General features: G+C 62.2%; 9 protein-coding genes. 1 reads left to right on the forward strand and 8 read right to left on the reverse strand.

The features are described from left to right. Positions 1 to 83: 83 nt before the first annotated feature. From M0D69_RS41975 to M0D69_RS42010, 8 genes are all read right to left on the reverse strand, one after another. Positions 84 to 1,160, reverse strand: a complete 1,077-nt coding sequence (locus M0D69_RS41975; RefSeq protein ID WP_301787686.1) for a putative zinc-binding metallopeptidase — start codon at positions 1,158 to 1,160, stop codon at positions 84 to 86. Positions 1,161 to 1,272: 112 nt separating this feature from the next. Continuing rightward, entirely contained in the window at positions 1,273 to 2,745 is a 1,473-nt protein-coding gene (locus M0D69_RS41980; protein ID WP_301787693.1) for an efflux transporter outer membrane subunit, read from the reverse strand. Between the two features lie 2 nt (positions 2,746 to 2,747). Next, on the reverse strand, positions 2,748 to 3,779 hold the full coding sequence (locus tag M0D69_RS41985; protein WP_301787687.1) for an efflux RND transporter periplasmic adaptor subunit: 1,032 nt from the start codon (positions 3,777 to 3,779) through the stop codon (positions 2,748 to 2,750). Further along, the gene (locus M0D69_RS41990; RefSeq protein WP_301787688.1) at positions 3,776 to 3,985 is read right to left on the reverse strand and encodes a DUF1656 domain-containing protein; all 210 of its coding nucleotides are present in this window, start codon (positions 3,983 to 3,985) and stop codon (positions 3,776 to 3,778) included. Before M0D69_RS41990 ends, M0D69_RS41985 begins: the two co-directional genes overlap by 4 nt. Positions 3,986 to 4,025: 40 nt before the next feature. Next, on the reverse strand, positions 4,026 to 6,164 hold the full coding sequence (locus tag M0D69_RS41995) for an FUSC family protein (protein WP_301787689.1): 2,139 nt from the start codon (positions 6,162 to 6,164) through the stop codon (positions 4,026 to 4,028). A 6-nt stretch (positions 6,165 to 6,170) separates the two neighbouring features. Further along, entirely contained in the window at positions 6,171 to 6,701 is a 531-nt protein-coding gene (locus tag M0D69_RS42000; protein ID WP_301787694.1) for a MarR family winged helix-turn-helix transcriptional regulator, read from the reverse strand. A gap of 88 nt (positions 6,702 to 6,789) precedes the next feature. Continuing rightward, positions 6,790 to 8,517: a cobalamin biosynthesis protein CobT gene (locus M0D69_RS42005; RefSeq protein WP_301787690.1), complete on the reverse strand. Its 1,728-nt coding sequence runs from the start codon at positions 8,515 to 8,517 to the stop codon at positions 6,790 to 6,792. A gap of 133 nt (positions 8,518 to 8,650) precedes the next feature. Next, a complete protein-coding gene (locus M0D69_RS42010; RefSeq protein ID WP_301787691.1) occupies positions 8,651 to 9,862 on the reverse strand; it encodes an AAA family ATPase in 1,212 nt (403 codons plus the stop codon). A gap of 616 nt (positions 9,863 to 10,478) precedes the next feature. Between M0D69_RS42010 and ltaE the strand changes: the two genes are divergently transcribed. Continuing rightward, positions 10,479 to 11,510, forward strand: a complete 1,032-nt coding sequence (gene ltaE, locus M0D69_RS42015) for a low-specificity L-threonine aldolase (protein WP_301787692.1) — start codon at positions 10,479 to 10,481, stop codon at positions 11,508 to 11,510. Positions 11,511 to 11,579: the final 69 nt, after the last annotated feature.

Consider the following 11,579-nt stretch of genomic DNA (forward strand, 5'->3'; position numbering starts at 1 on the left):
TCTCTTCGAAGTAGTTTCCATCGCTCTCCTCACAATGTGCTTGAAGATAAGCGAATCATGCCTTATTTTGTAACACAGTGGTACTAGCTAGTTGCTGCTGATTCGACGTGTCCCGAGGCAGCGATCACGCGATGCACGAATCGCAGTTTTTCGACGACGGGCGGCGCGAGCGCGAACGGGTAGGCGTCCGGCATGCCGAGGCTGCGATTCAGGCTGTTTAATGCGTAGGTGAGTGGAAACCACTGTTTCATCAGATGATCGAAGGTGGCTTCGCCAGCGGTGGCCCGGAGTTCCAGCGTCGGGTCGAGCGAATTCCCCGGCATGAGGGCGACGCCGCAGGCCACGGCGGTATCGATGGTATCCACGATGTGCAGGTAATGTGCCCAGGTTTCCGCCCAGTCCTCCCACGGATGCGTGGTCGCGTACGCGCTCACGAAGGATTTGCCCCAGTCCGGCGGCGCTCCGTCCTTGTAATGCTTGACCAGCGCTTCACGATAATTGGCTCGCTCGTCACCGAATAGCGTGCGAAAACCCGTGATCCACGGCGTATTGGCGATCAGGCGATCGAAATAGTAGTGAGCTATTTCGTGCCGGAAATGACCCAGCAGCGTCCGGTACGGCTCGCCCATCGAGAGCCGGACACGTTCGCGTTGTGCGTCGTCGGCTTCCGCGATGTTCATCGTGATCAGGCCGTTATCGTGACCGGTCAGCACTTTTTTGCCGCGTTTGTCCTCGAGGAATTTGAACTGAAGCCCGGTTTTCGGGTTGACCTGACGCGATTCCACGCGCAGCCCCAGCGCGCCGAGCGTGTAGAGCAGGCGGCGCTTCGCGGCTTCCAGGCGGAACCAGTAATAGCGGCGGTTCGCCACGCGCAGGTTGGGGATCGTGTGCGTGAGGCGGCAGGCGTGGCAGAGCGGGTCGGCTGATTCGGCTGGAACCATCCAGTTGCAGACCTTTTCCACTTCGTAGTTATGACAGCGTTTGTACAGCGCTTCGCGGCGCTCCGGGTGCCGGCTACGCCAGAGACCATTGCCGGCGTCTTCGAAAGCGCTGATTTCGGCAATTTCCGGGATGAAACCAAGCAGCGATTCGCAGCGTTCGCAGCGAAAATTCTCGAAGAACACCAACTGATTGCAATGATTGCAGTGGAACGTTTTCATAGGCCGCGGGTATCGAAGTACATGGCGCATGTTCCCCTAGTATGGGCCAGCGCGCTGAATGTTCTTCGCAGCACCTTGCATGCCGCCAGGGAAATGGATTCCCGAGGCCGTTTTAACGACTGGTGGTTTGCGCGCCGGCACTCGCCGCCACTGGCGCGGCCGCCGCAGGGCTCATCTCCCAACCGCCGCCCAGCGCCAGGAACAAATTGACCTGATCGAGCGCGATCTGCCCTTCTGCCGCCGCCAGCTGCGCATTCGTGGATGTCAGCGTGCGCGTAGCATCCAGATCGGCAATAAACGATTCCCGTCCAGCGACGTAGAGCCGATGCGTTTGATCAGCAGATTCAGCCGCGGATTTTTGCGCGGCCCGCAACGCATCGGCGCGTGTGTAATCGGCGGCATAGGTGGCGAGACTGGACTGCGTCTCCTGCAGCGCCTTCAGCACGACACCATCGAACTGAGCGAGCGCAGCATCGGCGCCGTATTGCGCTTCGCGGATCCGCCCGCGCGCGCCGTTCACCGGGAAGGTCCAGCTAATCAGAGGACCGAAACCCCATCGTGCTGTCGGCTGTGTGCCGAGATCCTCGAGAATCCCGGTCAAGCCGGCGGATGCGCCAATACTGACCGTCGGATACAGCGCCCCAGTCGCCACGCCGATCCGAGCCGTCGATGCCGCCAGCTTGCGTTCAGCTTCGCGCACGTCGGGACGCCGGCGCAGCAATGCGGCGCCATCGCCGACGGGCAGTGGCTGCGCGATCGTCGGCGTCCTGTTGCAGGCAAACACGCCCTTGGGCAGATCGGCGGGTCCACGCGCCAGCAGTGTCGCGAGTTGGTATTGCGCGACCTTACGGCGCGCCGTGAAGACCGGAATATTCGCCAGGAGCGTGGCGACCTGCGTCTGGCCGCTCGTCACATCGGGTACATTGCCGCGCCCCGCCTGTTGCAGCCGCCGCGATACGGACACGCGCTGTCGCTGCAGGTCCAGCGAGCGCTGCGCAATGCCGAGTTCTTCGGCCGCCGAGCAATTCTGCACGTACGCGCGCACGACATCCGCCACCACCGTGATGCGGGCAAGATCGGCAGCGGCTTGGGTTGCGTCGCTATCGGCGCGAGCAGCTTCCACGCCCCGGCGAATCACACCGAACAGGTCGATCTCATACGAAATGTTGATGCTGACATCGCCTTCGTTCGTGACTGGAAGCTTTTCCGTGAGCAGATATTGTTCAGCCGATTCCTGCGCGCGTTTGAACGCGGCCGATGTGCCGCCTGAAAAGCCGCCTTGCACTTGCGCCACGCTCAGGGCGGCACGCGAGCGGCCGAGATTGGCGGCAGCGACGCGCAGGTTCGTATTCGATGCCATGGCTTGCTGGACCAGATCGTCGAGGACGGGGTCATCGTAGAGACGCCACCAGTGCGTGGGCACGGCGCTGCCCGATACTGTTTTCTGACCCTCTGCGCCGTCGAGCGGGGCGTTGGTGAACGGCGCGTTGAGCGCAGCGTCTTTGGGCACCAAATAGTCGGGCCCGACCGTGAAACACGCGGCGAGCGCGAGCACGAACGGCGTCAGGACGAGGGCGCGCGGCATGTTCATCGGTTCGTACCTGGCGCGGAGGTGTTGGAGGCATTGGCCGTGCCGCTAGCCGGCGCGACACTGCTGGCGTTGCCCGGGGCACTTGCTGAACCGGACGCACCGGACGCCCCCACGACACCGCTCGCGCCACCCGTCGCCGCTGGATTCGATTTGGCAAGCGGCGCGATCTCGCGCACCGACACTGTCGCGGTCCGCCCCGCGATCATGCGAAAGTCGGCGGGCACTTCGTCCAGCGCGATCCGCACCGGAATCCGCTGCGCGAGCCGCACCCAGCTGAACGCCGGATTCACGTTCGGCAACAGGTTCGATCCCTGCGAACGGTCGCGGTCCTCGATCCCCGCCACGATGCTCTGCACATGCCCACGCAGTGTTTTGGGCTCGCCCATCACCTTGATGTCCACCTGCTGCCCGATATCGATGCCATGCAGCTTCGTCTCTTCGAAATACCCGTCGACGCGGAACGAATGCATGTCCACCACCGACAACACCGAGCGTCCCGCGGTGACATATTCGCCGGAACGCGGCGCGCGATCGTTGAGATAACCGTCGACGGGACTCACCACCGTCGTGCGCTGCAGATTAAGCCGCGCGGTATCGATAGCAACATCCGCATCCGCCAGCGCCGCTTCCGCCTGCTGCACGCGCGAGCGGCTTTCCTCGGTCACTTCACGCGCGACGAGATCGCCGAGCGCGTGGTTGCGGGCGTCTTCCCGGCGCGCCTGATCGAGCGTTGCGCGGCGTTGCAATGCTGTCGCCTGGGCTTGTCGCAGCGCGAGCGCATAACGCGCCTGATCGATGACGAACAACACCTGGCCCGCGTTCACCGGCTGGTTGTCGGCCACGTTCACGCTCACGATCAAGCCGCCCACGTCGGGCGCCACTTGCACGACGTCGGCGCGCACGTGGCCGTCGCGGGTCCACGGCGCGAACATGTAGTAGCCGACCAATCGCCACAACACGAACGCGGCGATCGCCACGACGACGAGCGTAAAGAGAATCTGTCCAACGGAGAACCAGGTTTTTTTCACGGTAATAGCCGATGCGAAACAATGACCACGATGCCGAGCACGATCACGTAGATCGCGAGATCGAAAATGGAACGATGCCAGACGAAACGGTATATGCCCACGCGTGCGAACACCCGGGTGACGACCAGGCAGAAGAGGTACGAGACCAGCATCAGGATCAGCACGGCGGGCAGAAAGACACCGTAGATATCGATTTCACCGATCATCGCGAGGGGCCTTCAAAAAAGGAGCGGAGGGAGCGGTGTTTCATGCAGCGGGCTCCGGTTCGGGCGGCAGCCCGGGCGTGAGTGTTTCCGGGAACAGCGACAAACGCATGCCGACCAGCGCATGCAGCGCATCGCGAATCTGACGCTCGGGGACAGGGCGAGTCCGACCCGGCTGCACCGCCGCTGCGTGGGCTTGTGCTTCCGCTTCAGCTTGAACCGCGCCGCCGCGCCGCGTGATGCGGTCCAGCGCCAGATCGATCGACGTTTCCAGGCTCGCCGGCACCGGCTGGCGCACACCACGCTCCACGCACTGCTGGAAATAGCCATGCACGCCTTCCAGCACGCGATCCACCGAAGCGAGATCGGCGTCGTGCAGACGCCGCCGCAAACGCCGCAGATCGAGTGCGTTAAAGGCAATACGCAGATCGCGAGAACTGTCGATGGCCGGATGACGCTGGTCATCGCTGGCAGCGAGACGCGGGATGATCTGCATCAGGCGGTCGATCATGCGCGCGGTGAGATTTTTCTGATCGGCGACAGGCCGCGTGGATGCACTCAGCACCACGTCGCGCCAGGCTGAGCGGACCAGCCGCGACGCCGCGAGTTCAGCGCCGAACGGCCGCGTCACGCGAGTCCAGACGAACGCGAACAACAGACCCGCCGGGCCGGCCAGATCACTGTTCATGAAGGTCAGGAAGTTCGCGTCGTAGGTCCCCTGGATGCTGATGAAGGTGGCCGTGTTCACGGCCGTCAGCATGGTCGCGAGGTTGAATTGCGGGCGCGGGATCAGCGTGCCGATCAGGATGAACGGTACGGCGAACATGATCACGAGCATGGGGAAATCGTGCACCGTCGGCAGGACGACAAACAGATACAGTCCGGCGAGCACCACGGCAAGACAGGTGTAGGTGAAGAACGCAAACACTTGCGGCGCGGGTTCATCGAGGGCGGCGAAGAAGCAGCACGCGACCGCCGCCAGCACGACCGCGCTCGCACCGTCGTTCCAGCCGGACGCGATCCAGAGGCTCGACGAAATGAAAATGGCGAGCACCGCGGAAGCCGCCGAGAACAGCAACATGCCGCGATCGAAGTATTGCTGCGTGCCGCCGAGCCGCCAATGCCGGTATTGGGGCTTCCAGCGACCTCGCTCGTTCGTGATGATCACTCGCAGCGCGCGGCAATCCTGCCAGACATCCACGAGTTGTTTCAGCCGCCACAGCGTGCTCGACAGCAGCGCGCCTTCCCAGGTTCGCAGCCCGTCCGGATCGGGTTGCAGGCTTGCGATCCGGCTGCGCAGCGCATCGGCTTGCGGATCGGCGTCGGCGGACGATGCTTCGTCAATGCGCGTCGACAAGGGTTCGTCGAACCATTTGATGATGTCGGCGAGCAGCGGTTCGAGGCCGGGCGGCGGGTTCTTGCCGCCCAACAAGGCCGCCAGCGGGTCGCCGATCGCCGACATGATCGGCAGCAACAACTGCATCCGGCCGCGCAGCGCCTGCGTCCGCGCCAGCACGTCGGGCCGCGTGTGGTCGTAGGCGAGCTGGCTCAACAGGAATTCGAGCGCGTTGACGGTGACCGCGAGCCGCTGCCGGCACGCCGAGATGGTCTTGCCGCTCATCCGCCCGGAGAGCGTTTCTTTCGCGTAGAACGCGGCGTCGCGGAACCAGGCATCGGTCCGTTCGATGAGCGTCGGCGCAAGGCGGCTCGGCAAGATGGAGCCGCCGACCACGCTAGCGCACACGATGCCGAGCACGATCTCTTCGGTCCGCGAGACGGCGAGATCGAAGATGCCCGTCGGGTCCATCACGGAGGGCAGCGCGATGAGCGGCATGGTGTAGCCGGCCAGCATGAACACATAACTGCGCGCGGTGCGCTCGTTGATGGCGAGGAACAACAGCGTGCCTGTCCATAACGCGACTACTGCGCTGAACAGGTAGGGCGACTCGACGAAGGGCGGCAAGAACAGCACGGCCGCCGACGCGCCGATCATGGTGCCGAGCGCACGATACAGCGCCTTGGAACGCGTCGCGCCCACGAACGGATTCGACACGATATAGACCGTCGCCATCGCCCAGTAAGGACGCGGCAACTCCAGCTTGAGGCCGATATACAGCGCCAGCATGGAAGCCGCGAAGGTCTTGACCGAGAATATCCAGTCGCGCGAAGTGGGGTACGTCATGGTGCGCTAGACGCCTTCTTCCGTATCGGTGTCGCTAGGGGTGCCGGCTTTGGCTTCGGGTGACGCTGACGTTGAAAGCTCTATCGAAGCTTGTTGCGCCGAACTGGACGCGCCAAGTTTAAACGCAGCGAATACCCGCAGGGTCGCTTCCAGGTCCTCGCAGGTCACATTGTTCAGCACGTCGGCGCGTAGTCCGATCAGCTCTCTTTCGATCTTGGCGGTCACCGTGCGGCCTTCGTCGGTGAGCGAGATGATTTTTGCGCGCCGGTCGTCGGGGTCCTCGTCGCGACGCACCAGATTGGCGGCGCATAACTGATCGAGCAGGCGCACCAGCGATGGTCCCTCGATGCCGGTCAGTTCCGCGAGCGCAACTTGCCGGACGGGTGCGTCCAGCCGTGCCGCAATGAGTAGCGGTGTCGCGCAGGCTTCGGAGACGTTATAGGCTGCGATGACGTCTTGGCTCGTTCGCCGCCACTGGCGGGCAGAAATGACGAGCGCGCTGCTGACGGATTGACGAAGGGCTTCGATGGCGGGCATGGCGCGCATTGTATTTCGACGACAATTCGTTAGCAAGCTACTGAATTAATTTTTTGGGGCGGGATGGAGCGGCGTTTGGAGGGGGCGCTTATCGCGCGTGGCCGCGCTTGAGGAGGAGTTTGCTCAGCACCGCGAACGCCATTGCGGGGAGTTCATCAAGTTTGCGCACAACAATGTTATGCGCATAAAACTTTTCTACGGCGTCGTCGAGAAGTCCGACACCGATCAGTTCGATGCCCGAGCTTGTGATTTCTTCAATACGTGCCCGCAAGTCTGTGCGCAATATGACCGGATGGCCGTCGCCCGTAGCGGGGTAGCCGTCGGACAGCACCATCAGGATGCGGCGGCCGGCGCGTTGCGCAGCCAGGCGCTCCGCGGCCCAGGCCAGCGCCTCGCCATCCGGATTTTCATGACCGCAATCGATCGCGCTTAAACCTACCGGATTGTTCGAGCCGAAATGCTTGTAGATTTGCAGGTCCAGCCGTTCGACGCGGCGGTTGTAGCGGCTGAGATCTGCACCTTCTGCTAGCTTCTGCTCATAAAGTGCGCGCATCTCCGGCGATTCGACTGAGCTGTAGCCCAGTACTTCGCAGGCAAAGGACAGTTGCATCAGGGCGTCGCAGAGCGCGGCGGCACAGAGCCGCGCGAGATCGATCTTTCGGCCGGCCATGGAGCCGCTGCGGTCGATCAGAAGCGTGACGGCGGCGTCTCGGCCTTCAGTGGTGCGCTTGACGCGAAACGGCGTCCGGTAGCCGGGCGACACCACCAATTTCGCCAGCGCCGGCCGGTCAATCTCTCCGCGTTCCTGTTCGCGTTTCCAGTGCGTCTGTTCATCGGCTTTTAACGCGCGCTCGAGACGTGCCGTAAGCGGCGCGGTTTCTGCACGCGCGAGCGCGCGCAAGTTGCGCCATGCGCCGGCATCGCCGAGGCCTGTGAGGTCAGTGATGAGATCGAATTCGGTCGTGAGCGGAATTGACAGGCGAGGACGGCTGTCGATCATGTCGATATCAAACGCCATTGGCGCGGCTGGCGATCGTGCTTCCGAAGCCTCCTCCGCGGCATTCGACGGCGCTTGGGCCGCGCTGGCGGCATCGGCGGAAGTTGCGTCGGACGTTTCCTGCGATGAAGCCGCGTCCAGCGCATCCGGATCGCCCGACACGCGCTCGGCGTCGAGCGTGTCGTCGGCATCGGCGGTAAACATCATGGTGTTCACATCGCCGGCGGCAAGCGAACTGATCCGCGCAACCAGCGCTTGCGCGCCCGCTACGCTGTCGCGCGTCGAGCGGCTCGCACGGGCGGTCTGCAGGAGCTCGCTCACGGCGCCGAGCGTGGCGATCAGGGCAGGCGTTCGCTCGGTCACGGCGGGCGTTTCGTCCCAAAGCGTCTGATCGATGAACCAGATCAGCTTGTCGCGCCAGGCCAGTTCCGGCCAGCGGTCGTGCGTGTTTTGCGCCGTTTGTTCGCGCAGTTTCCCGACAAACCCGCGCGCACCCGGATAGTCGCTGAACAGCCGTTCACACACTCGCCGGTCCTCAATCGCCTGCGCGATCTGCCGGGTTACACCGGGATTGAGCACGTTGATTTCATCGATGGCGGAGAACTTCGAGCGCGCCACCAGCAAGTCGAGCTGGCCGGTGAGTGCGTCCAGATCAGTCGCGCCTGCGGCCTCCGTGGCGAGTTCCGGTAACACGATGCGGTCGCGTTCCACACGCGGTCCGCTTGTATCGAACGTCACCGTCACGCCGTATCGGCCCGTCAGCACGCGCGCGATCTTGCCGAGCGCGGCGTCTGAATGGGTGACGTTAGGGGCGGACACGACGGTCACCGGATGACGTCAAGGTTCACGCTGCTTTCCGCTTCGCCTGGAAGTCCTCGAGCGTGCCCAAACGCCGCCCCCCCACACCGGACACATGGTCCAACGCTTGCGTGACTTAGCATAAGTACGGCGCTCATTCGTCGAACGCGATGTGATGCCGGATGATGCTGCGGATCAGCGCGGCGTCCTCGACGCTCACTTTCGCGTAGATCGCGGGGCCGGCGGCGCGTTCCGGGTCGCCGGAACGCAGCATCAGGTCGGCCCAGTCGAGCAAACGCCGGGTGGAAAACGCGCTCGCCAGATCCTCGCGGGCAAACGCCGCCCGGCAATCGGCGGCGATCGCGGCGAGCGTTTGCGCCATTGGCCGCGTGACACGGGCGCCGAGCGTGCGCATCAACACTTCCGCCTCTTCCTCCGGCGACAGGTAATTCAGCAAATACACACGCCAGCGATCGAGGAACGCTTCGTTCATCAGGTTGGCGCCCTGATACAAATGCCGATAAACGCTCATCGCGCCAACCGCATTCGCCGTAGCAAATAGCCGGAAAGACGGGTGCGGCGCGACCAGTTCGTTGCCTTTTTCCTTTAACAGCAAACGACCATGGGGTTCGAGCACGGCGGTGAGAACCGCGAGTATCGATGGCTCGGCGAAGTCGATTTCATCGACCACGAGCCACAGGCCTTCGCGCATCGCGGTCGGCAGCACGCCGTCCACCCAGAGCGTTTCGCCGCCTTTCACGGTCCAGAAACCCACGAAATCGCCGATGGTCGTCTGCCCGTTCATGTTCGCCCGCAAGACGCCGCGTTGCGTGCGCGCCGCGACCTGTTCGATCAGGCTCGTTTTACCGGCGCCGGTATGGCCGATCAGCAGCACGCGACGGTTCTCCACGATGTCCTGAAGGATGTCGCTGAAACGCTCGGGGAAGAGATACGCAGTGTTCAGGGGCGGCACGAGCGGACCAGCCTGGCCGACAGGCATTTCCACCGTGCCGATGACCGTCGTTGCTCCGTTTGCGACCCGATTCGAGGCTTGTGACGGATGGAGCACCGCGTGCCGAAGCCCCTTCAGAAAGCTCACTCTTCCGGCGGCCGGCAGCGATGCAAGCGTGGGATCGCCGGGGCGGAAAAACCCCTCCCGATGCCACTTCTGCAACTTCGACTTGAGGTTTTCCAGATCGACGACCGTGTCGATATTGGCCGGCCCATCGCCGTGTCCATGTTCGATCCGATACATCTGTGGCCGGTCGGAGAGCGTTACCTGCCACCACTCGGTGGCTTGTCCCGTCGAGCGCTCGTAGCGGCCAATTTGAGGATCGTCTTGAAATTTGGATTCGGGCGCGTTCATTGGATTTCGGGCATCGGCGCGATGAAGGGTGAATGGATGAAGCCGGATGTTCGAAACTCTACACGGTCGAGGGGCGCGGCTTAGGGAGATGGCGAAATTGTGACCCGTGCGAAGGGAGTTTTTTGAGGGTTGGGGTGGTGGACTGTTCGAGGTCGTGGCTCGGGCATTAAAAAACCTCATATATTAGGTTTAAAAATGTAACTAACTAACTGATATTAAATAATTATTTTTCGTAACACATGTGATATTTTTTCAATCTCGAAATCACCGTCAAAAATGGATGTAAATGTCTGTTTTTGCGAAAAAAGAATTGCTCCAAAGATGCTGGATCTTAAAGTGCTGCCTCAAATCTTCTTCATGTTCTTGTTTAACTAGAAAAAAATAGACTAAACATTTGATTTTATTGAAGAAAAATAACATTATAATAATTTAGATTGAATATGTGATGTATCCATTTGATTTTATTAGTTTTTTGACACCTACCATGCAAATCTCGGCAGCTTTAAAGCTCGAAAGCAGATGAACTACCGTCCGCATACCCTTGATTCACCATCCCGCCGCACAGCACCTTCCGCCTCCTGATGGCAAAATAGCCGCTTCCCGACCAGGAGCCGTAATGAGCACCCCAATTCAGCACGATTTCCGCAGCGATACCGTCACCCGACCCAGCCCGGCGATGCGCGCCGCGATGGCATCGGCCGAAGTCGGTGATGACGTTTTCCGCGACGACCCGACCGTCACGAAGCTGGAGGCCGTGATGGCCGAGCGTTTTGGCAAGGAAGCGGCAGTGTTCCTGACGTCGGGTACGCAATCGAATCTCGTTGCGCTGATGGCCCATTGCGAACGTGGCGATGAGTACATCGTCGGGCAGCAAGCGCATTGCTACCGATGGGAAGCGGGCGGCGCGGCCGTGCTTGGGAGCATCCAGCCACAACCGCTGAACAATCAGCCGGACGGCTCGCTGCTGCTTGCGGATATCGAGGACGCGATCAAACCCGACGATTCGCACTACGCGCGCACGCGACTGCTGGCGCTGGAGAACACCATTGGCGGCAAGGTTTTGTCGCAGGACTATATGGAAGCGGCGACAGCGCTTGCCCGTCGCCACGGCCTTGCAACTCATCTGGACGGCGCTCGCATATTCAATGCAGCCACGGCGCTGAAAACGCCGGTGGCCACGCTGGCGAAGCCGTTCGATACGGTGTCCGTGTGTTTATCGAAGGGATTGGGTGCGCCGGTCGGCTCGGTGCTGGTCGGCAGCGAGCCGTTGATCGCGAAGGCGCGGCGCACGCGCAAGATGGTCGGCGGCGGCTTGCGGCAGGTTGGTATTCTCGCTGCGGCCGGGCTATACGCGCTGGAGCACAACGTAGCGCGCCTCGCCGACGATCACGCCAACGCGGCAACCCTGGCTAAAGGCCTGTCGGCGTTCGAGCAATTGAGGGTCACGATGCCGGACACGAACATCGTGTTCGTGGAAGTCGACAGCACGATTGCCGCCGACTTCAAGGCGCATCTGGCGTCGCGCGGGATCGGCATTACGTCGGCGTATGGCGCCACGAAACAGCGCTGGGTCACGCATCTGGACGTGGACAGCGCGGCGGTTGAAACCGCGCTGACTGCAGTCCGGGCGTTCTTCTCGGCACGATAAAACCCGCCCGCGCGTTCATCAGGGTCTCCGTGAAACCCCGGACTTCAGGCCGGGGAGGTAAGGAGACGG

Origin of the sequence: Caballeronia sp. SEWSISQ10-4 2, from assembly GCF_030464885.1 — a bacterium.
In the GTDB taxonomy this organism is placed as follows: domain Bacteria; phylum Pseudomonadota; class Gammaproteobacteria; order Burkholderiales; family Burkholderiaceae; genus Caballeronia.

What these genes read in the sequence shown, in the direction of transcription:
- M0D69_RS41975 (WP_301787686.1), bottom strand. Translation starts at nt 1,160, where the DNA reads ATGAAAACGTTCCACTGCAATCATTGCAATCAGTTGGTGTTCTTCGAG.
- M0D69_RS41980 (WP_301787693.1), bottom strand. Translation starts at nt 2,745, where the DNA reads ATGCCGCGCGCCCTCGTCCTGACGCCGTTCGTGCTCGCGCTCGCCGCG.
- M0D69_RS41990 (WP_301787688.1), bottom strand. Translation starts at nt 3,985, where the DNA reads ATGATCGGTGAAATCGATATCTACGGTGTCTTTCTGCCCGCCGTGCTG.
- M0D69_RS41995 (WP_301787689.1), bottom strand. Translation starts at nt 6,164, where the DNA reads ATGACGTACCCCACTTCGCGCGACTGGATATTCTCGGTCAAGACCTTC.
- M0D69_RS42000 (WP_301787694.1), bottom strand. Translation starts at nt 6,701, where the DNA reads ATGCCCGCCATCGAAGCCCTTCGTCAATCCGTCAGCAGCGCGCTCGTC.
- M0D69_RS42010 (WP_301787691.1), bottom strand. Translation starts at nt 9,862, where the DNA reads ATGAACGCGCCCGAATCCAAATTTCAAGACGATCCTCAAATTGGCCGC.
- ltaE (WP_301787692.1), top strand. Translation starts at nt 10,479, where the DNA reads ATGAGCACCCCAATTCAGCACGATTTCCGCAGCGATACCGTCACCCGA.